This is a genomic window from Pleomorphomonas sp. PLEO (genome assembly GCF_041320595.1).
In the GTDB taxonomy this organism is placed as follows: domain Bacteria; phylum Pseudomonadota; class Alphaproteobacteria; order Rhizobiales; family Pleomorphomonadaceae; genus Pleomorphomonas.
Genome location: NZ_CP166625.1, coordinates 3,005,476 through 3,026,231, shown reverse-complemented (window position 1 = coordinate 3,026,231; position 20,756 = coordinate 3,005,476). Strand labels below are relative to the sequence as shown.

Annotated in this window: 12 protein-coding genes and 1 pseudogene; 8 read left to right on the top strand and 5 right to left on the bottom strand. The window is 62.6% G+C overall.

All coding sequences use genetic code 11. The annotated features are described in order from the left end of the window. Positions 1-139: 139 nt before the first annotated feature. Together AB6N07_RS14010 and AB6N07_RS14005 are read left to right on the top strand one after the other, a co-directional pair. Entirely contained in the window at positions 140-1,894 is a 1,755-nt protein-coding gene (locus AB6N07_RS14010; RefSeq protein ID WP_370673705.1) for a tetratricopeptide repeat protein, read from the top strand. A 20-nt stretch (positions 1,895-1,914) separates the two neighbouring features. Further along, positions 1,915-2,775 (top strand): 4-(cytidine 5'-diphospho)-2-C-methyl-D-erythritol kinase, encoded by an 861-nt coding sequence (locus AB6N07_RS14005; protein WP_370673704.1) that lies wholly within the window; start codon positions 1,915-1,917, stop codon positions 2,773-2,775. Positions 2,776-2,894: 119 nt separating this feature from the next. Here the strand turns inward: AB6N07_RS14005 and AB6N07_RS14000 are convergent, their stop codons facing one another. Further along, entirely contained in the window at positions 2,895-3,716 is an 822-nt protein-coding gene (locus AB6N07_RS14000) for a hypothetical protein (RefSeq protein WP_370673703.1), read from the bottom strand. Positions 3,717-3,837: 121 nt separating this feature from the next. Further along, positions 3,838-4,944: an anhydro-N-acetylmuramic acid kinase gene (locus tag AB6N07_RS13995; protein WP_370673702.1), complete on the bottom strand. Its 1,107-nt coding sequence runs from the start codon at positions 4,942-4,944 to the stop codon at positions 3,838-3,840. A gap of 102 nt (positions 4,945-5,046) precedes the next feature. Here AB6N07_RS13995 and tyrS point away from each other — a divergent pair, with 102 nt between their 5' ends. Then, positions 5,047-6,300 carry a tyrosine--tRNA ligase gene (gene tyrS / locus AB6N07_RS13990; RefSeq protein ID WP_370673701.1) on the top strand — a complete coding sequence of 418 codons (1,254 nt, stop codon included), beginning with the start codon at positions 5,047-5,049 and terminating at the stop codon, positions 6,298-6,300. A 121-nt stretch (positions 6,301-6,421) separates the two neighbouring features. Here the strand turns inward: tyrS and AB6N07_RS13985 are convergent, their stop codons facing one another. Together AB6N07_RS13985 and AB6N07_RS13980 are read right to left on the bottom strand one after the other, a co-directional pair. Continuing rightward, on the bottom strand, positions 6,422-8,848 hold the full coding sequence (locus AB6N07_RS13985) for a putative bifunctional diguanylate cyclase/phosphodiesterase (protein WP_370673700.1): 2,427 nt from the start codon (positions 8,846-8,848) through the stop codon (positions 6,422-6,424). Positions 8,849-9,213: 365 nt separating this feature from the next. Next, positions 9,214-12,480 (bottom strand): AsmA-like C-terminal region-containing protein, encoded by a 3,267-nt coding sequence (locus AB6N07_RS13980; RefSeq protein ID WP_370673699.1) that lies wholly within the window; start codon positions 12,478-12,480, stop codon positions 9,214-9,216. Between the two features lie 81 nt (positions 12,481-12,561). Between AB6N07_RS13980 and AB6N07_RS13975 the strand changes: the two genes are divergently transcribed. The 4 genes and pseudogenes from AB6N07_RS13975 (at position 12,562) to ppdK (ending at position 17,370) form a co-directional block, all read left to right on the top strand. Next, positions 12,562-13,434: a folate-binding protein YgfZ gene (locus AB6N07_RS13975; RefSeq protein WP_370673698.1), complete on the top strand. Its 873-nt coding sequence runs from the start codon at positions 12,562-12,564 to the stop codon at positions 13,432-13,434. Positions 13,435-13,439: 5 nt separating this feature from the next. Then, positions 13,440-14,060, top strand: a complete 621-nt coding sequence (locus tag AB6N07_RS13970) for a hydrolase (RefSeq protein ID WP_370673697.1) — start codon at positions 13,440-13,442, stop codon at positions 14,058-14,060. Beyond that, positions 14,057-14,584 (top strand): tyrosine phosphatase family protein, encoded by a 528-nt coding sequence (locus tag AB6N07_RS13965; RefSeq protein ID WP_370673696.1) that lies wholly within the window; start codon positions 14,057-14,059, stop codon positions 14,582-14,584. The genes AB6N07_RS13970 and AB6N07_RS13965 overlap by 4 nt, the downstream gene beginning before the upstream one ends. A gap of 105 nt (positions 14,585-14,689) precedes the next feature. Beyond that, positions 14,690-17,370 (top strand): annotated as a pseudogene (gene ppdK / locus AB6N07_RS13960) (pyruvate, phosphate dikinase). On the opposite strand, the gene AB6N07_RS13955 reads toward ppdK, so the two are convergent. Continuing rightward, complete coding sequence (locus AB6N07_RS13955; protein WP_370673695.1) at positions 17,360-18,430, bottom strand: AbrB family transcriptional regulator; 1,071 nt, start codon at positions 18,428-18,430, stop codon at positions 17,360-17,362. The pseudogene ppdK and the gene AB6N07_RS13955 sit on opposite strands and share 11 nt — an antisense overlap. Positions 18,431-18,787: 357 nt before the next feature. Here AB6N07_RS13955 and AB6N07_RS13950 point away from each other — a divergent pair, with 357 nt between their 5' ends. After that, on the top strand, positions 18,788-20,734 hold the full coding sequence (locus AB6N07_RS13950) for a methyl-accepting chemotaxis protein (RefSeq protein WP_370673694.1): 1,947 nt from the start codon (positions 18,788-18,790) through the stop codon (positions 20,732-20,734). Positions 20,735-20,756 lie beyond the last annotated feature (22 nt).

Here is a 20,756-nt window from a genome sequence, read left to right as displayed (position 1 = left end):
ACGCCTTTGCCGCCATTTTGCCTTTTAGTGGAGTCGGCGGCCGGGCGTTCGGACGCCGTGATGTTTGTGCGCTGCCCCAAACCGACGACGGGATTCTTCACCCATGATGCTACGCCAGCCGACTTTTCGACGCTTCGCCATGGGACCCCTTCTCGGAGCGGCGCTGGCCACCCTCGCCATTGCCGGTTCGCTGCCGGCCGGAGCACGGGGACTGGCAACGGCTCAACCGGACACGGGGCTGCCTGTCGCTTCCTCGCTTGAAGGCAACTACCTTGCCGGCCGCTTTGCCGGCAGTATTTCCGACTATCGCGCTTCCGCCGACTATTTTGCTTCGGCATTGCTCGATGCGCCCGACGACAAATTCCTTCTCGAACGCGCCCTGTCGCTCTACATCGCCGCCGGCGAGCTGACCGAGGTTCGCGCTTTCGCCGAACGGCTGAGCGCCGTCGATGCTGACAGCCCAATCGCCGCTTTGACCATCGGCATCGATGATTTTCAGTCCGGCCGGTGGACCGAGGCGGTCGCTTCCTTCCAGCACGCGCGGTCCGGACCGCTCCTGACGCTGGTCGCCGAGATCCTGTCGGCATGGGCCGAACAGGGCGCGGGTAAAACCGATGAAGCGCTCGCCCGCCTCGCCAAGCTCGACGGCGAGAAATGGTATCTCTTTTTCCGCCACTATCATGCCGGCCTCATCGCCTCGGTTGCCGGGCGTGGCGACCTGGCCGCCGAGGAATTGAAGGCGGCGCTCGCCCTTGACGACGGCCCGGTGTCGGTCATTGACGCGGCAACACGCACCTTTGCCCGTAACGGCGACTTTGTCACCGCCAAGGCCACGATCGACAAGGCACTGGCCTCGGCGCCCGGCCATCCACTGCTCAAGGAAGTCGCCGCCCTCGTCAACGCCAAGAGCCGCCCGGCGCCCCGCGTCCGCACAGTCAATGAGGGGGCGGCCGAGATTCTCTCCGGCCTCGGTTCGGCGGTGGTGCGCGAGGATACCAACGACTTCGGCATCGTCTTCCTGCAATTGGCGCTAGCACTCGACCCGGCAGACGACATGACCCGCATCACGCTGGCTGAGAATTTCGAGCGACTGGAACGGGCTGACGACGCGATTGCCATTCTCGACAAGGTTCCGACCCGCTCGCCGCTCCGGCGCAACGCCGATATCATGATCGCCTTCGACTACAACGCGCTCGACAAGGTGGATGAAGCGCGAGCCACCCTGAAGCGCGTTATCCGCAAGAACTCGAAGGACAAGGAAGCGCTGAACGGTCTCGGGAATATTCTGAGAACCCGCAAGATGTTCGCCGAAGCCGCGGACGTCTATACGCGGACCATCAAGGCCATCGGCGATCAGCCGCAGACCGAGGATTGGCAGGTATTCTACAACCGCGGCATCGCCTACGAGCGGACCAACCGCTGGCCGGAGGCGGAAGCCGACTTCAAGAAAGCGCTGGAACTCAAGCCGGATCAGCCTCTGGTGCTCAACTACCTCGGCTATTCCTGGATCGACAAAGGCTTGAACCTCAAGGACGGAATGGCGCTCATCGAGAAGGCGGTCAGCCTATCCCCGACCGATGGCTTCATCGTCGACAGCCTCGGCTGGGCGCACTACAAGCTCGGTGAATATGATCAGGCGGCCAACGAGCTTGAGCGGGCGGTGAACTTGATGCCATCCGACCCGACGATCAACGATCACCTCGGCGACGCCTACTGGCAGGTTGGCCGTCGTCTCGAGGCGCGCTTCCAGTGGAACCACGCCAAGGCCAGCAAGCCCGAGCCGGAAGATCTGCTCAAAATCGAGGCCAAGATCGAACACGGCCTGGTACAAGACAACACCAACAAGGCCGCGGCCGAAGCGACCGACGCCAAGCCGACCCAGGCGACACCCTGACCTGGCAGGACTCGACGAACATGGCCGTCGTCGAACAGGCTCGTGCCAAGATCAACCTAGCGCTTCATGTCATCGGGCGACGGCCCGATGGCTACCACGACCTTGATATGCTTGTGACTTTCGCCGACGTCGGCGACACGGTAACCTTGGCGCCGGGCGACGAGGACCGCTTCGACATTGGTGGGCCGATGGCGAGCGATCTCAGCGCCGGCGCCGACAATCTCGTCTTGCGGGCTCTGCGCGGTTTCCGCGAATTGAGCGGATGCAAGGACCCGATCGCGGTGCATCTCGACAAACGCCTGCCGATCGCCTCCGGCATCGGCGGCGGCTCGGCCGACGCAGCGGCTGCCTTGCGCGGCCTCTGCCGGCTCTACAGCCTCTCAACCGACGACCCCGCCGTCACCGCCCTAGCCCTGTCGCTGGGCGCCGATGTGCCCATGTGTCTCGACGGCCGGCCCGCTCACGTCGCAGGCGTCGGCGAACGCATCACGCCGACGGCCGGGCGGCTCGCCTTTGGCTTGCTGCTGGTCAATCCGCGCGTCGGCGTGTCGACGCTCGCCACTTTTCGCGCACTCGAACGACGCGATAATCCACCACTTCCCGCCCTGCCCGCTTTCGCCACGCTGGCCGACCTTGCAACCTTCCTCGCCAGGGAGACACGCAACGACCTTGAGCCACCGGCCAAGGCCATTGCGCCGGTTATCGGCGACGTGCTCGCCGCCGTTGGCGGTCTGCCGGGCGTTCAACTTGCTCGCATGTCAGGGTCAGGAGCCACCTGTTTCGGTCTGTTCGATGACCGGGCAACGGCCGAGGCCGCTGGTGAGCAACTTGCCGCCGAGCGTGCCAACTGGTGGGTGGCACCGATCCAAGCAGAGTTCTGACCAAACGCGCGTTGTTCTTGAGCAAATTCAGCAAAAATGGGAACCAGTTTTCCGTCCGAATTTTATGGAAAAACAAGTAGATAGAGCTTTTCGTTGAACCTGTTTTCGCCAGAAATCTTCTAGAGATCGACAGCCACGTCTTCGGCAGCGATCACCTTGTGAATGCGCTCCTCATCCACCTCTTCCTCGCCGAAGGGTGCCACCGGCCAGTCCCAGGCGTCGAAGGGAGGCGGCGGGATGATCCCATGGAGAAGATCGCGGTTTTCGACGACGACGCCATCGCGCCGGCGCCGAACGTAGGAAACGTCGGTGACGATCACCGTCTTGCAGGGTAGCTGGGCCAACCCGTCGAGGTGGCCGGCAACCAGTTGCGCCACGGCGTTGTCGGGCATGACGCGTGCCTGTCCGTCCTTCGAATGCAATCGACTCACCGCGCCGACTGCGATCTGCGACAACACATTGGCTGAGATCACCAGATCGAGTTCGTCGATCTTGCGGAGAAAACCCAACGGGTCGAGGCGGACCCCAAGGTCATCTTGCCCGGTGGCGAGCTTGATGCGCGATTGCTCGACGAGGCGGTCATAGCCGGAGATGTCGCGGGTCATGAAGCTGACGTTGGGATAGCGGCGCAGAAACGTCTTCAGCCGCACCGTCGGCAGATGGACGATATCGACCAGCACCACCTTGTTGAACATGCTGGAGAGCCGATCGATAGGGACGTCCCGCAACAACCCCGAACCGAGCACCACCGCCGTGCGACGAACAGCGACTCCATCGATCACCCGATCGATCGCTGCCCGCGTCCGCGCCTCATGCTCGGCCCAAGCGGCGCGACAGCGGCCGGCGCGCGCCCAAAGACCGACGGCGTCCCGCACAGCGGAGGTACGACTCCTGGGCGAGGTCAGGCGGGTGGCGGCAAACAACAGGGCTTCGGCGAGCATGCGCGGAATCCGGCTAGAGCTTCATGCGGAAAAGCGAGATCCGATTTCCGCGTCAACGATTACGACAACGATCGAAAGCAGTACCCGTGTTCTTTTTCAAATTACGCTTCGCTACAAAAGATCACGCAATTTCGCCGCAGACCACGGGCACCGGCGTTCCGGTGGTGGTGGGGAAGGAAGACGGCAATCCTTTCAAGCGGCGAGCGGCAAGATAGGCGAAGGCCTGCGCCTCGACGAAGTCGGCGTCGAATCCGATATTGCCGGCCGGCACCACGTCCACGCCGGTTCGCTCGGCAATCATCCGCACCATCACCGGATTGCGGGCGCCGCCGCCCGAGACGATCACCGTGCGGATAGGCGCGCCGGCCAGCCGAAGGCCGGCTGCGATCCCCTCGGCCGTAAAGGCGGTGAGCGTCGCCACACGGTCGGCAAACGACAGGCTGGCGGCCGCATCGGCGCGGAAGGTATTCCTGTCGAGCGACTTGGGCGCCGGCGTCTCGAAATGCGGATGGTCCATCAACTGCCCCAGCACAGCCGCGTCGACATGTCCCTGCGCGGCGATGGCACCATCGACATCGAAGCGAGCGCCGGTGGCGTTGAACACTAGGTCGTCGATCAGCGCGTTGCCGGGACCGGTATCGAAGGCGGTAAGCTCCCCGTCCTCGCCAATCAGCGTGACGTTGGCGACACCACCGATGTTGAGGAAAGCGACGGGCGGCGTGAGCCCGGCCTTGCGGGCCAGCGCTCGATGGTAGACCGGCACCAGCGGCGCGCCCTGCCCGCCTTCGCGAATATCGGCGGAGCGGAAGTCATAGACCACCGGCAGATTGAAGCGCTCGGCCAGCATGCCGGCGTCGCCGATCTGGGCGGTAAAGCCGCGATCGGGCGCATGGTGCACAGTCTGACCATGGAAGCCGATTACCTCGGGCCGAATGCCTTTTTTCTCGGCGGCGATCAGCAGCACCGCGACGGCGTGGGCATGAGCGTCGGTAACGACGGATTCCGCTTCGGCGAGCCGGCCGAAGCGTTCTTTGCGGGCGGTCATGCCACGCGCATCCTTCAGAGCGGCTCTCAGAACCGCCCGTTCCTCGTCGCCATAGGCCTGAAACAGCGTCGGCCCAAACTCGGCAATTCCTTCGCCGTCAGTGCGGATCAGCGCCGCGTCGACGCCGTCCATCGACGTGCCGCTCATCAGACCGAGTGCCCACATGGCCGAATCGCCAGACATTTTTGACCTCATACCCCGTGAAATCCCGCTTCGATCCTGATAGGAAGCCCAGCGGACTGATACGTCAATTCGGGTCCGCGAACAAACCAAAGGTAAAGAAAGATGAGCGGCTTCAAGTCGGATTTCCTGCGCACGCTCGACGAGCGCGGCTTCATCCACCAGATCTCGGACCCCGAGGGTCTCGACGCGGCGTGCATGAAGGGTCCGATCACCGCCTATGTGGGCTACGACGCCACTGCCACATCGATCCACATCGGCAACCTCATCACCGTCACCATGCTCCATTGGCTGCAGGAAACCGGTCACCGGCCTATCAGCCTGATGGGCGGCGGCACATCGATGGTCGGCGACCCCTCCTTCCGCGACGATCAGCGCAAGCTGCTGACGCCGGAGACCATCGCCGACAATATCGAGAGCATCAAAAAGGTCTACGCCCGCATCCTGCGCTACGGCGACGGTCCGACCGACGCCATCATGGCCAATAATGCCGACTGGCTGATGAAGCTCAACTACGTTGAGTTCCTGCGCGATGTCGGCCGATTCTTCTCGGTCAACCGCATGCTGTCCTTCGACAGCGTCAAGCTGCGCCTCGACCGCGAGCAGTCGCTGTCCTTCCTCGAATTCAACTACATGATCATGCAGGGCTATGACTTCGTCGAGCTCAACCGCCGCTATGGCACTGTCCTGCAGATGGGCGGCTCCGACCAGTGGGGTAACATCGTCAACGGCGTCGATCTAAGTCACCGCATGGGTGGCCCGCAGCTCTACGCGCTGACGACGCCGCTGCTCACCACCTCGTCGGGGCAGAAGATGGGCAAGACCGCCAACGGCGCCGTCTGGCTCAACAGCGACCTCTTCAGCCCCTATGATTTCTGGCAGTATTTCCGCAATACCGAGGACGCCGACGTCGTCCGATTCCTGAAGATCTTCACCCGCCTACCGCTCGGCGAAATTGCCAAGCTGGGCGCGCTCGGCGGCGCCGAGATCAACGAGGCCAAAAAGGTACTCGCCACCGAGGCGACCGCCGTCGTTCATGGTCGCGAAGCCGCGGACGCCGCGGCCGAAACGGCGCGCCTCACCTTCGAGGAAGGCGTCCACACCGACGACCTGCCGACCATTGAGGTGCCCAAGGCCGATCTTGAGGCCGGCGTCGGCGTTCTCGCTGCCTTCGTCCAGGCGGGACTTGCTGCCTCCAACGGCGATGCCCGCCGCTCCGCACAGGGCGGTGGCCTCAAGGTCAACGACCGCACGGTCACCGATCCCAAGGAAATGCTGACGCTCCAGAGCCTGACCGGCGATGGCGTCATCAAGCTATCGCTTGGCAAGAAGAAGCACGTGCTGCTGAAGCCTGTGTGAGCGGCCAGAAGCGATAGCCAAGTCTGCCCGAGCCGAAATACCCGGCCAATGGGAGACGGAACAGCAGCACCCTCGGCCCCCGCCGGGGGTGTTTCTCATTTGGGGGCTAAAGATTAGGGAGCTAAAGAGCCAGGCTCTCGCTTTGATGGGGCAACAGGGAGACGAGGATCTCCTTCGGAACAGCCTTTGAGAAATAGTAGCCCTGGATCAGGTCGCATCCCCAGGCGGCAAGGGAATCCAGTTGCTCCCGGGTCTCGACGCCCTCCGCCACCACCTTGAAAGACATGACTTTCGCCAGCTTGATGATCGTCGACGCCAGGCCGCATTGTTGGGCGTCGCGGGGAATGTCGGTGATGAAACTGCGGTCGATCTTGATGCAGTCCCACGGCATCTCCCGCAGGTAGGAAAAGGATGAATACCCCGTGCCGAAATCGTCGATCGCGATGCTGATGCCCATGTCTTTCAGGTCCTTGAGAAGGGGCGTGACCTCGTTCTCGCGCTCGATATAGGAGGACTCGGTGATTTCGATCTGAAGATGGCTGGCGGGGAACTTCGTCTCGGCCAACGTCTTGGTCAGGACGGATTTGAAGCTGCCGAACCTGACCTGGCTCGCCGAGATGTTGACGGAAACCGTGATGGGCGCATACCCGCTCTGAAGCCATTCCTGGGCATCCCGACAGGCTCTCTCAAGGACATATTCCCCGACCGCCTCGATAAGGCTTGTTCCCTCCGCCACCGGTATGAAATCGCTCGGCGGCACCACGCCCAGCTCGGGATCGGTCCAGCGCGCCAGGGCCTCGACGCCGCACAGCTTGTGACTCACCGCGTCGAACTGTGGTTGGTAGTGAACTTGAAGCACGTTGTTCGCCAACGCGTTTTTCAATTTCACGCCCAGCCTCATCTTCTTCTGGCTCTCAGCGGTCAACCTGTCTTCGTAGATGCCGACGGACCCGCGCCTGTTGCGCTTGGCCTCGTAGAGAGCCGAGTCCGCCTCCAAAAGGGCGTCATGACCACCCGCCTGAGGCTTGTAGCTGACGCCCAGCGTAGCGGAGGAGAACACTTCCAGGTTATCGTCGATCCGAACGGTCTGACCGAGCGTCTTCTGGATTTTTTCAAGAACGCTTTCGATGAAGACGCCATCGTCCGAACGGATCAAAAACGCGAATTCATCGCCGCCGATGCGGCACAATATGTCATCCGGCTTTAGGCACTCCCTCTGGATGGCATCCAGACGGCTGGCAACCACCTGAAGAACTCGATCGCCAGCGCCATGCCCGAAACTGTCGTTCACGTCCTTGAAGTGGTCGAGATCGACGATGACCAGCGCGAAGGCCTTATCGCGCAGACTGAACAGGCGCTGATCGAGAACGCGACGGTTGGCAAGACCGGTCAGTTGGTCACGCGAAGCAAGATATTCCAGCCTGTCCTGGGCACTCTTCTGCTCGGTGATATCGATCAACGAATAAACGTAGGTTTCGCCGCCCTCCGCATCCTCCCCGGCTGACGTGATCGAGAGAATGCCCGGCCGGCACTTGTCCGGTCCGAACGTGACTTCCCGGCGCCATGTTCCCTTGGGGTTGTGCGGCAGCGGAAGGGGCTGGCCATCGCCCCAGAACGCGTCTGTCAAACTGGCCGGATAGGGATGGGCGACACCGTCGCCAATGCCCAACATGCGCTGAAAGGCGCCATTGGCTTTCAGCATGGCGCCGGTATGCCCGACAATGGCGAGGCCTTCGGTCGAGTTCTTGAAAACGACATCACCACGCCGAACGTCCTGGTCCTTCCTGGCCATTTCCTTGATCAGCGCGGAACTGCTTGCGATCAGCAGGCGCCAGCGAACCGTATCAGCCTCCAGATACTCGACAAACGCCCGCCGCTTCCACAGCACGAACAAGGCAAGCGGCACACCAAACGCAACGGCGATCAGAACCTTTCCGGCAAGCCCGCCAAAGACGATCGCGGCAATTTGCGCGTTGATGCCGAAGGCGATGAAGGGAAATGCGATACCGTCCAGCACGAGAACGAGGACGAAGGAGAGAATGTAAATCGCCGCGGTAATGGGAAGCGTGGTCTTTTTCTTCTTCGTGAACTCGAAGATGTACAACAGAAGCAGGAGTTCGGCGACGATGAGAACGCCCCCGAGCGCGATCAACGACGTCGAGACCTCGAACAGCGCCGTGGGGACGCCATGCGGGTTGATGACCCCATTGGCCTGCAAGATAGATTCCGTCAGGAAGGAAACGATAATATTGAAGACATCGACCACAAAGACCAGCCGAACCAAGTGGCGCAGGATGAAGGCATTTCTTTCAATCCACACGAACATGACCGACGTCATCATGAAGGCGCCGTAACAAAGATTACCGCCGGAGACGACGATTCCATCGGCGACTGGTAGAGAGTATATATTCCCCATAAATCCGCCGATCAGCAGAACAAGGGAAATATAGACATAGAAATGAACCTGCCGCACCGGGCCCGAAAGCGTCGTGAAATAAAGCGGAAACAGCGAGAAGGCGGCAATTTGCAAAATCAACAAGGCGAACATGACGGCCGATCCATGGTTGGGTCATTCAGCAAGGTCGTGCAGCGCTTCACATCGTCCAAGCATTGATGCCCCGGCGGAGAGGAGCCACGCGCCCCCTCGAACCCGATGGCCATTTGCGTTCCCCCCGCAAACGGCCTCGCAGTCATAAAAATCAACCTAGCATCAAGTCGGCGCGCGCTCATCCGAACTATTGGCAATGCCAACTATCAGAAAGTCTATCGTCGCATTTGTCGCTTCCGGATCGGCGGACAGGTTGGACCATGGTTGGCGGCGAAGGTTCGCGCGGCATCCCCGGCAGAGAACGCCCCCGCGCGCCAACGACCGTCGTGTTGACGGCCGTCGCCGCCAGACCATGACGGGTGCGATTATTTCAGCTCGAACAAACGCCGGAAGATTCCCGGCGCGATGGCCGACAGCGGATTGACCGACAGTGATGGAGCATCGATCGGCCCGTTGAGACGATAGGAAACGCCGAGCAGACCGGAACGTCCCCCGCCGGCAAAGATCGTCTGCCCGAGCAGCGGAATGGCTGCCAACACGCTGTCGAGTTGGCTGGCTGGCAGATAGCTGCCGGCAAGGCGCAGGGCGTTCTTCGAAAAATCGACGTCGCCGGCCATAGTGAGACCGGCCGTCCCGGTTCGGATGAAGCCCTCGCCGATCGACAGCATGCCGTTTCCGAACTTTACGTCGAAGATCAGTCGGCCAATATCTGCCGTCGACAAGCCCTCGGTGGGGCCATCGCGAGAAGCCGTGGAAAGCTGCGCCAATGCCGGCTCCTCCACCACCTTCCAGCGGCTGCCATCAATGCTGGCCGACATGATGCCGTTGTCATCGATCGTACCGACGAGCGTGGCGCGGCCGCCATAAACGCGCCGATAGACACCAAGGAAGCGCAGAAGGCGTCCGACTTCACCGGCCTCGACTTTGAGATCCCGTCCCTGCGCGCCAGGTTGCAGCGTTGCCGACGCTGAGCCGCCGCCAGACGTCTGCACCGTCAGCGACAGATTGTCGATCTGTCCTCCCGATATGGCCGACGACAGATTGAGCCCATCGAGTTGCTCGCCGCCTTCGCCGGATACATTGGCAATGGTGGCGGAAAGATTGAGCGACAAGTCGCTAGGAATGCCGGTGCCCGTGGTCCGACGAAGAAGGCTGTCGACCAACGCACTCGCGTCGAGTCGGGAACCGGTGATGGCAACCTTGAGACCACCATCGCCCGCCGATGCCTTGAGCGCCAGACGATCGGTGGCCGAGAAATTGAACTTCGTGAGATTGGCGCCAGCAAAGCCGCCGCCGCCATCGAGGTTTATCTGGCCCTCGACCTCCGCCCCCCCGGCTTTCAGGGCGAGGTTGGTGATGGCCGTACCACTTGGCCGAGTCGCCATATCGAAAGTCAGCGTCCCCGGCTTGCCCGCCGATTTGCGGAATCCAACCAGCGGCAGATTGATCTCTGCCTTGGCTAGGTTGGCCGAGACGCGACGCGACTGTCCGTTGTCGGTCATTTCAACGGAAACGACCCCCTTGAGCATGTCGCCGAGATCGACGCCATAGGCCTTGGCGGCAGCGGCGTCGAGATCGAGCCTCACCACGGACTGCGCCTTTCCCTCGCCGGACAGGGGCTGGGTCAGGAAGACATCGGCCTGAGTGCCATCGATCAATGCCTTGCCGCTGATATGCGCCGCACCGTCACTGAGCTCGATCGCAAAATTGCCCCGCGTGATCGTCCGGCCATTGATGGGCACGCCGGGATCGAAATCCGTGAGATCGATCCGGCCATTCGTGACGATGTCGGTGTCGGCTATATCGTCGGCGAGCGGCAGGCGGATCGAGAGATCGGCCTTCAGGTCGCCGGCCACGTCGGCGGGATTGGGGGAAAAATCAGCCGGCCCAGCCAACTGCAGGCGATTCCACAGAGCGATTCCAGCCGCTGCCGGGCCGGATAGTCGGACCCCGACTTCGGCGTCCGGCACTTTGGCGTCGATGACCGGCACGACAAAGCTGGACGGCCCCACTTCCAGGCGCCGTCCGTCGCCCAAATCAACCCAGCCGCTGTCGACGGTGATCTCGAAGCGATTGCCGGACAGCTTGCCGTGCCCGATGGCGTCACGGATCAGCGGGGCGTCGTCGAACGGTGTGAAGACGCCTTCGGAGAAATCAAAGGCTATGGTTGCATCCGGAACGATGCTCCCGCCCGCCATCTGGTCGCCCCGCACGGAGATATCCACGGTAGCGTTGGAAACCAGACCCGAATGGATATTCTTGCCGATCCAGTCGCGAACCTCGGGGGCGACCGTCGTCGGCCAGAGCAGCTTCAGGGCAGCGGCCGGCAGGCGGGGAGATACACCCGACAAGACGGCGAAGGAGCTTCCGTCTTTGTGCGACGCTCGGACCGCCGCCGTGAAGCTGATACCAGCGCCCTCGACATGCATGTCGTCCATGATGAGCAGCGCAGCCTTCGAATCGTAGCTGCCGGCAATCCGCCCTTCGGTCGTGCGAATACCGCTCAGCACGTCCTGCCCCTCGAGTTCGACATCGAAGGTCCAGAGCGGGCGGGTCCGGCTGGATGGCACCACTTCGCCATGGGCAAGCAGATAGCCGTTGGTGAGCACGATCGGCGATGGATTTAAGGATATTGCCCGCTTCTCGGGATTCCAGCTGAAATCAAGGCGCACCTGCCCGGCAAGCGCGTCCAGCTCGCTATCGCCAAAACGCAGCGAAGGGCCGAGGATCAGCTGCCAGCCGCCGGCGGTGATTCCCTTTTGGCTATCCACGGTCACCGAGCCCGTCGCCCCAATAGAGCCCGACAGGTTGAGATCGTCGCGCCCGGCAGCGGAGGCGAAGTCGGCGAGGTCGAAGCCGCGCGTCTCGGCTTTGACGACAATCGGGACGCCCGGTGGTGGCAAATCGGCGTTGAGCCGCACCGAAACGGCACCATTTGCTCCCAGACCGATCGCTTGCGCCTCGATGACGCGACCATCCTTGACACCACCGGTCACGGAAATGTCGGACACGATGTCGCGCCGCGCCTTCCCCGGTCGCTCGATGCCGAAGCCGAAAGAGCGTACCTCGAAGAAACGCAAACCGTTTTCCTCGACCGCCTGGCGCACCCCCATGATCACGCGGTCGAGCGGTGGCAGCTTTGATTCCGGTCCGACATCGCTGATCAGAACATGGTCCAGCATCACACCGTCGATGGGAACAATGTTGGCGGTCGGCTTAGGCCAACGCGCGGCGATGCGGACCTCGTTGATCGACACCACGAGATCGTTCGGCCGCTCCAGACGGATGTCACGAATGACGAGTTGGGGATTGAGATCGTCGGCAATCTCGATGCCGACCAGGCCGATGGTGATGCGAGCGCCATCCGCGTCAGCCGCCATGATCGACTCGATCCGGCTGGCCAGGAATGGCAGGAACAGCGGCCCCTGCAATAGACGCCAGGCAAGAAAAGCAGTCGCCACGCTGAGAACGACGAGCAGAATCACCGCGAACCGGATGGCACGTTTCCACCAGCGCGTTCGGCCATGCGGCTTCTTTTCGTCGATGCCGGTACCCGCTATGTCGACGTCCTCCTTGATCAAAGTCTGGCCGACGCGGCGTCGGACCGGAATCATCGTTGGCAGTGGCGGCAAGCTTGCCTCTATCCCGGCAGCCAGCTACCAATCGAAAACTACGTAGCGATCACGCGCCGACACGAACGGAAAGATCCAACCATGGCCGATTCCTTCCTCTGCCGCCTCGAAAGCCGTAGCCTCGTTGAAGTCGTCGGTCCAGATGCCTCCGATTTTCTCGACCGCATGATTACACAGAATACCGATGCCGCCGACGGACGAACCGCCGCCTTCGGCGCGCTCTTGACCCCGCAGGGCAAGATCATCTCGGATTTTCTCGTTGTCCGGCAGGAAAGTGGCGGATTTCTGCTCGACGCGCCGGCCGCTGGCGCCTCCGAGCTCCGCAAGCGCCTGACAATGTTCAAGCTCCGAGCCAATGTGACGATTGAGGCCTCGTCGCTGGTCGTCTACGCCGGCACAGGTACGCCACCGGTCGCGACGGGCCTGATTGCGCAGGATCCTCGCCATCCCGACCTCGGCTGGCGCCTCTACGCTTTGGAAGGGGCCGTCGTCACCAACGCTGACGAAGCAACCTGGCAGGCGCATCGCGTTTCGCTGGGCATTCCGGAAGCCGGTACCGACCTGCCGCTGCTCGACGCCTTTCCGCACGATCTCGCCATGGACAGCCTGCATGGCGTCGACTTCGACAAGGGCTGCTACGTCGGCCAGGAAATCGTAAGTCGTATGCGCTATCGCGGCACCGCCCGCCGCCGACCGGTCGTGGTTTCGGCCGAAACCGACCTGCCGCCGGCCGGCACCGAGATCCTGATCGGTGGCCGGGTTGCCGGCCACCTTGGTTCGGCAAGCGGGTCACGCGGCATAGCCATCCTGAGGCTCGACCGTGTGCGAGACGCGGTGACGGCGGGCGAGCCCATCACGGTGGAAGGTGTGCCGGTTTCGGTTGCGCTTCCCGCCTGGGCCGACTACGGCTGGCCCGACATCGCAAAACAGGACCCATCCAAACCGGGCGACTGATATCCATGGCCGACAAAGCCGGCTCGCCGCCCCGTGCCTGGCAGCGCATGCTGTCGGGACGGCGGCTCGACCTCCTCGACCCCTCGCCGCTCGATGTCGAAATAACCGACATCGCCCACGGGCTTGCCCGCGTCGCCCGATGGAACGGCCAGACCATCGGCGACCATGCGTTTTCCGTGGCCCAGCACTGCCTGATCGTCGAGGACATCGCCGGGCTGCTCGAGCCGGAACTCACCGTTTGTCAGCGCCTTATCGTCTTGCTGCACGACGCCCCGGAATATGTGATCGGCGACATGATCTCGCCGTTCAAGGCCGTGATGGGTGGCGATTACAAGGTGGTCGAGAAGCGCCTTGCCGACGCCATCCACCGCCGCTTCGGGCTGGAGAAATACGATACGGAACGCCTCAAGAAGCTCGCCAAGAAGGCAGACTTGATGTCCGCCTATTTCGAGGCGGTGGAACTTGCCGGCTTCACCGCCGACGAGGCAAAGCGTATCTTCGGCGTTCCCCGTGGCATTGGCCGTCAGACCCCGGCCGGACCGCTGCTCGGCCTCGACCCGCTGCCGACCGTCTCCGCGGAGGAAGCCTTCATCAACCGATTCCAACAACTCGAAAGCCAGCGATGACCGCGACGACCATCCACGTCTGTTCCCTCACCAAGCTTGAAGAAACGGTGGCGCTCACCGGCGCCCGTCACGTCATTACGCTGATCAACGCCGGGACCCCAATGCGTCTGCCGGCGACGATCAGCCATCAGAACCATCTCTTCCTGGCCATGCATGACATTGTGGAAACGGTCGATGGCATGACGCCGCCCGGCGAGAGACACGTGGCTGAGATGCTGGAATGGGTGAACGACTGGGACCGGACCACGCCGCTCGTCGTCCACTGCTTTGCCGGTATTTCGCGCTCGACCGCCGCCGCCTACACGCTGGTCTCGGCGCTGAATCCGTGGCGTGACGAAGCCGCCCTCGCCACCCTGCTGCGCGAGCGGGCGCCTTCGGCGACCCCTAACCGCCGCATAGTGGAGATCGCCGACCGGCTGCTCGGCCGCGAGGGCCGGATGGTGGCGGCGATCGATGCCATTGGCCGCGGTGCCGACGCCTTCGAGGGCACGCCTTTCGCCCTTGAGATCGAGCAGGCGCCGTAAGCTGCGACGGCGAAACGATTGAGTGTCTCAACGGACCTACACGCTGGGTTTCCGTGTTATAGGCAATTCATGGATACTCGCGATACGCAACTGGAAAGCGGCAGCATGCCGACGTGGGTCTACAGCTTCGGCGACGGTGTGGCGGATGGCGGCATCCGGCTCCGGCATCTTCTCGGCACCAAAGGCGCCAATCTCGCGGAAATGGCTAGCCTCGGCCTGCCCGTCCCGCCCGGATTCACCATCACAACCGAGGTATGCCGGCACTATTATGCTGACGATCGGCGCTATCCGGCGGATCTCAAGAGGCAGGTAAACGCGGCGATCGAGCTTCTCAGCCGGCGTACGGGCCGCTCGTTTGGTCACCCGGAACGACCGCTTCTGGTCTCGGTGCGCTCGGGCGCGCTCGCCGCCATGCCAGGCATGATGGACACCGTGCTCAACCTCGGGCTCAACGACGTTACCGTCGAGGCGCTGGCCGCCGAATCGGGCGACGCTCGCTTTGCGCTCGACAGCTACCAGCGCTTCATCCAGATGTTCGGCGACGTCGTGATGGGCGTCGATGCGCAAGCCTTCGAGGAGATCCTTGACGACCTGAAGGAGCGCGAAGGCTACTTCAACGATACGGAACTCAACGCCGACGAGTGGCGCAAGGTGATCGCCAGCTTCAAGGAGTTGATCGCTGACGAGACCGGCAAGCCGTTCCCGCTCGATCCCCTTGAACAGCTTTGGGGCGCCATCAGCGCCGTGCTCGGATCATGGGGCAACAGCCGCGCCGTCACCTTCCGCAAACTGCACGGCATTTCGTCGAACTCCGGCACCGCCGTCAACGTCCAGGCCATGGTATTCGGCAACATGGACGAACGCTCGGCAACCGGTGTCGCCTTCACCCGTAATCCATCCACCGGCGAACCACAGCTCTACGGCGAATTTCTGCTGAATGCCCAGGGCGAAGAGGTTGTTGCCGGCCTCAGGACGCCGCAGGATATTACCGAGGCGGCTCGGCTCGCCAGCCGCTCCGACCGCCCGTCTCTCGAAGCGATGATGCCCGAGACCTACGGCGAGTTCATCGGCTACTGCCAGCAGCTCGAGCGGCATTTCAAGGACATCCAGGATATCGAGTTCACCATCGAGCGTGGCAAACTGTGGATGCTGCAGACGCGCTCTGGTCGCCGCACCGTCGAGGCGGCGCTCAAAGTTGCCGTCGACATGGCCAACGAGGGCCTGATCAGCCGCGAAGAGGCGATCGAGCGCATCGATCCGTCCTCGCTGGAGCAACTCCTGCATCCCACCATTGAGGCCGACGCGCCACGCGAGATTCTGGCAACCGGCCTGCCCGCCTCTCCCGGCGCCGCCGTCGGCGAGATCGCCTTCAATTCCGAGCAAGCCGAAAAGGCTCGCCAGCGCGGCATCAAGGTCATTCTCGTCCGAGCCGAGACCAGCCCGGACGACGTGCATGGCATGCATTCGGCGATCGGCGTCGTCACGGCGCGTGGCGGAATGACCTCGCACGCCGCCGTCATCGCCCGTGGCCTTGGCAAACCCTGCGTAGTCGGCGTCAGCTCCCTCAAGGCCGACCCGGTGGCCGGCACCATCACCATCGGCAAGCGCGAACTGCGCGCCGGCGACGTTATCACCATCGACGGCTCGTCCGGCCAGGTCATGGCCGGCCGCGTGCCGATGAAGGAGCCGGAACTATCCGGACCCTTCGCCGAAATCATGACATGGGCCGACGCGGTTCGCCGCCTCGAGGTCCGTGCCAACGCCGAGACGCCGACCGAAGCGCGCATCGCCCGTCAGTTCGGCGCGGAAGGCATCGGCCTTTGCCGCACCGAGCACATGTTCTTCGAACACTCGCGCATTTCCGCCGTGCGCGAGATGATTCTTGCCGAGACGCCCGAGAGCCGCCGTGCCGCGCTCGAAAAGATCCTGCCGATGCAGCGGCAGGATTTTGCCGAGTTGTTCGAGATCATGGAAGGTCGGCCGGTGTGCATCCGCCTGCTCGACCCGCCATTGCACGAATTCTTGCCGCGCACCGAACGCGAGGTGGCCGAGCTGGCCGTGACAGCCGGTGTGGCACCGGACGTATTGCGCCGCCGCATCGCCAATCTCGAAGAATATAATCCGATGCTTGGCCATCGCGGCTGCCGCCTCGCCGTTTCCTTCCCGGAAATCGCCGAAGTGCAAGCCCGCGCCATCTTCGAGGCCGCGATCGCCGCGGGGAAAAACTCGGCCGGCCGATCGTGCCGGAAATCATGGTACCGCTGGTTGCCGCCCGCAAGGAGCTCGATTACGTCAAGGCGATCATCGCTCGCGTCGCCATCGAGGTGTCCGAAGCGGTGGGGCTACCGGTGAATTACCAGGTCGGCACGATGATCGAGCTGCCGCGCGCCGCGCTGATGGCCGAGGACATCGCGCAGTCGGCCGCCTTTTTCTCGTTCGGCACCAACGACCTCACGCAGACCACCTTCGGCATCAGCCGCGACGACGCTGCGTCGTTCCTGCCGACCTATCTGCAGAAGGGCGTGCTGGCGCGCGATCCGTTCATCACCATCGACCGTGACGGCGTCGGCGAGCTGATCCGTATCGCCATCGAGCGCGGGCGGAAGTCGCGGCCCGATATCGGTCTTGGCATGTGCGGCGAACACGGCGGCGATCCGGCGTCCATCGCCTTCTGCGAAGAGGCGGGCCTCGCCTATGTCTCCTGCTCGCCGTTTCGCCTGCCGATCGCCCGCCTCGCGGCGGCGCGCGCCGTCATCATTGGCCGCAAGGAGTGGGTTAGCACCTGACCCGGTTGGCGATGAAGCGGGCCGTAGCCGGCCCGGTGAATAGCACCATGAAGAAGCGCATGGTCTGCATGGCCATGACAAAGGACATGTCGACATTGCTCGACGCGGCGATGATCGCCACCGAATCGGCGCCACCCGGCGAGGTGGCTAGATAAGCCGTCAGGAAGTCGACACCGGTCACCGACGCCAAGACGCAGGCATAGATGGCGCAGATGGCGACCAGCACGACGATGGCGAGAAGAATGGTCGGCAGCGCACGCGCCGCGTAGGCGATGATCTCCCGATTGAACCGGCTACCGATCGCCCAGCCGCAGACCGCATAGGAGACCGCGAGCAGCACGGGCGGCAACTCGACGGTGAGCACACCCGCTCCCTGCAGGCCGATGGCGAACAGCATCGGCAGAATCATCGCGCCGGTGGTTAGGCGAAAGATACGCGAAACAGCAAGACCGATACCGATCACCGCCAGCGTTCCGGCTAAGTTTGCCCAATGAACCGGAGGGAACCAGGCGGCCGCCGTGCCACCTGAGATCGTCATGTCGAGGTAGAACCGCGCCGCCAACGACGCGCTGGTAGCAACGATCAAGACCCGCAGATATTGCATGACGGCGACGAGGCGTGTGTCGCCGCCATAGGCCTCGGCCATGATCACCATGGCGGTGGCCGCTCCCGGCGAAGCGCCCCAGACGGCGGTCGTGCCGGGTAACACGCGGAAACGGGCCAGCGCATAACCGATCACATTGGCAGTCAGGACGACCGACGCCACGCCGATCAGGATCACTGGCCACGCAGCAAGGATTTCACCAAGCACAGTGGGCGGCATCGCCCGCGCCATCAGCGTGCCAACCACCCCCTGCGCCATCATGAAGGCCGGTTTAGGCATCGCCACCGCTCTGCCGTTGACGCCAAGAAGGATCGCCGCCAGCATCGGCCCAAGCAGCAGCGCCGCCGGGAGATGGAAAACCTCGAATACGACACTGATTGCCGCGGATGCCGAGAGCAAGACAGCCCAGCGGAGAGCGCTGGCGCGAAAGCCGGAGCCCGGCGTCGGGAAAAACATCAACGGTACCGATCGGCGACAGGAAGGATGACGGCCAGTAGCCGCCCGTGAGCACAGATGCCGAGGGCATCTTTCGCTAACCCAGCGCTACACCCTTCAACGCCAAGCGGACCAGACTTATTTTCTCATGGCAGCTTTGTGCACTTGTCATCAATATGCAACAAACCGGCAACCGGCGATTGATGTACTTGATATTGGAAATAATAAAAATATTTCTACTATAAATTTTTCGCTTTAGGACGTTTAAATTACGTGTTTTCGCGTATTAAAGCTCTTGTTTTTGAGTCTCGAAATTACTTTTCGTAAATATCAGACTGATTATTTGGACTCAACTCCATCGACAAGAGTCGAATTGACATGAATTTCCTGAATACTCGTAGCAAGATTTTACACCGGATCATCCTCACAGCCTCGCTCATCGTGGTTGCAAGCTTCGCGCTGTTCTCCGCGACCATCTACCTGCTGGAGCGACAGGACCTCAAAGACAACGTCGCTCGCAACTTGGCAGCCACCGGGAGCAGTGTCGCATCCGGGACCGGCAACTGGTTTCAGGGACGTCTGCTGATCGCCGGACAGGCCGCTGATGCCATCGGCGCCTCAAAGGACATGCTTGGCCTCGTTCTGGCGGGCAAGACGATGAGCGCGGAGTTCCTGTCGGTGTATCTCGGCGAAGAGAATGGCGCCTTCACCATCTCGCCCAAGGCCGACATGCCCAAGGACTACGACCCACGCAAGCGGCCTTGGTTCATTGACACCGCGAAAGCCATGTCGACCCAGCTCACCGAGCCATATGTCGACTTGGCGACCAACAAGATCGTCATTTCAGCCTGCGTGCCCGTCAGCGCCAACGGCAAGTTGATCGGCGTGTTCGGCGGCGACTTCGCGCTCGATTCGCTGATCGAACGCATTAAGGCCGCCAACTTCGGTGGTATCGGCCAAGCCTTTCTGGTCTCCTCGGAAGGCAAGATTCTTGTCCACCCAGACGCGAGCCTGGTCGGCAAACCACTGTCGGAAGCCTTCGCCGGCCTGTCGGGGCCTACGACAGGCAGCGTCATCGAGACCACCTTTGCCGGCCGCGACCACGTCGCAAGCTTCGTCGCCATCGAGGGGCTGCCGGTCAAGTGGTATGTCGGCGTCGCCGTCGACAGCGACATGGCCTATGCCAGCCTCAACAAGCTCGGCATGACAGCCCTCGTCGCCACCATCGTCGCCACGGTCCTGTTGTTGCTCGCCCTTGGGTTTGTGTTGAAACGCGTTGTTGCCGAACCGATCACCGCTATGACCGCCGCCATGCGCTCATTGGCCGGCGGCAACCTTGCGACCAGCATTCCCAGTCTCGAGCGCCACGACGAGGTAGGCCATATGGCCGCCGCCGTCGCCGTGTTCCGCGATAACGCCGAGGAGCGAGATCGCCTTGAGAACAGCCAACGCGCCGCCATCGGCGAACGCGAGCGTCGGGCCGCGCGCGCCGAGACGCTGATCCAGCGCTTCCGCGCCGAGGCAACGGGAACCATCGGGTTGGTTGTCGACGCGGCTCAACGTCTGGAAGGCTCTGCCCAGGAGCTGATGGCAACCGCCGAGGGCAGCGAACAAAGCAGTGGCATCGCCGCCGCCGCCGCCGAACAGGCATCGGGCAATGTCCGTTCCGTCGCCGCCACTTGCGAAGAACTGGAAGCTTCGACCAATGAGATCGCCCGCCAGGTCGGGGCCTCGCAGGCCGTGGCCGGCAAAGCACGTGCCTCGGCGAACGAAACGCGCGAGACGGTTGGCAAGTTGCTCGCGGCTACCGACCAGATCAACCAAGTCGTCAGCCTGATCACCGCGATTGCCGAACAGACCAACCTCCTCGCCCTCAATGCCACCATCGAAGCGGCACGGGCGGGCGAAGCTGGCAAGGGATTCGCAGTTGTCGCCGCCGAGGTAAAATCGCTCGCCAACCAGACGGCCAAGGCCACCGAGGACATCTCTCGCAAGATCGGTGAAATCAAGCTGGTGTCCGACAATACCGTCAATGCCATCACCGAGATCGGCACCATCATCGAAGAGGTGAACACGGTCTCCGCCAGCATCACTTCGGCCGTCACCCAGCAGACCGGCGCCACCGGCGAGATTAGCCGCAACATGCAAGAGGCGGCGCGCGGCAATAGCGATCTGTCGCGGACCATCGTCGAGCTCAGCAATGGGGCCGCCACGACCCGTTCCGAGGCGAAAACGGTGCTCGACGCCGTGACCTCGCTGAAAGCGACGTCGGTCGACCTCAGCCACAAGGTGGAGAGCTTCCTTACGGAGATCGACGCCGCCTGAAGCATCCGCGGATCGCGATATC

What these genes read in the sequence shown, in the direction of transcription:
- AB6N07_RS13965 (WP_370673696.1), top strand. Translation starts at nt 14,057, where the DNA reads ATGACCGCGACGACCATCCACGTCTGTTCCCTCACCAAGCTTGAAGAA.
- AB6N07_RS13995 (WP_370673702.1), bottom strand. Translation starts at nt 4,944, where the DNA reads ATGTCTGGCGATTCGGCCATGTGGGCACTCGGTCTGATGAGCGGCACG.
- AB6N07_RS14010 (WP_370673705.1), top strand. Translation starts at nt 140, where the DNA reads ATGGGACCCCTTCTCGGAGCGGCGCTGGCCACCCTCGCCATTGCCGGT.
- AB6N07_RS13955 (WP_370673695.1), bottom strand. Translation starts at nt 18,430, where the DNA reads ATGTTTTTCCCGACGCCGGGCTCCGGCTTTCGCGCCAGCGCTCTCCGC.
- AB6N07_RS13950 (WP_370673694.1), top strand. Translation starts at nt 18,788, where the DNA reads ATGAATTTCCTGAATACTCGTAGCAAGATTTTACACCGGATCATCCTC.
- AB6N07_RS13975 (WP_370673698.1), top strand. Translation starts at nt 12,562, where the DNA reads ATGGCCGATTCCTTCCTCTGCCGCCTCGAAAGCCGTAGCCTCGTTGAA.
- AB6N07_RS14005 (WP_370673704.1), top strand. Translation starts at nt 1,915, where the DNA reads ATGGCCGTCGTCGAACAGGCTCGTGCCAAGATCAACCTAGCGCTTCAT.
- tyrS (WP_370673701.1), top strand. Translation starts at nt 5,047, where the DNA reads ATGAGCGGCTTCAAGTCGGATTTCCTGCGCACGCTCGACGAGCGCGGC.
- AB6N07_RS13985 (WP_370673700.1), bottom strand. Translation starts at nt 8,848, where the DNA reads ATGTTCGCCTTGTTGATTTTGCAAATTGCCGCCTTCTCGCTGTTTCCG.
- AB6N07_RS13970 (WP_370673697.1), top strand. Translation starts at nt 13,440, where the DNA reads ATGGCCGACAAAGCCGGCTCGCCGCCCCGTGCCTGGCAGCGCATGCTG.
- AB6N07_RS14000 (WP_370673703.1), bottom strand. Translation starts at nt 3,716, where the DNA reads ATGCTCGCCGAAGCCCTGTTGTTTGCCGCCACCCGCCTGACCTCGCCC.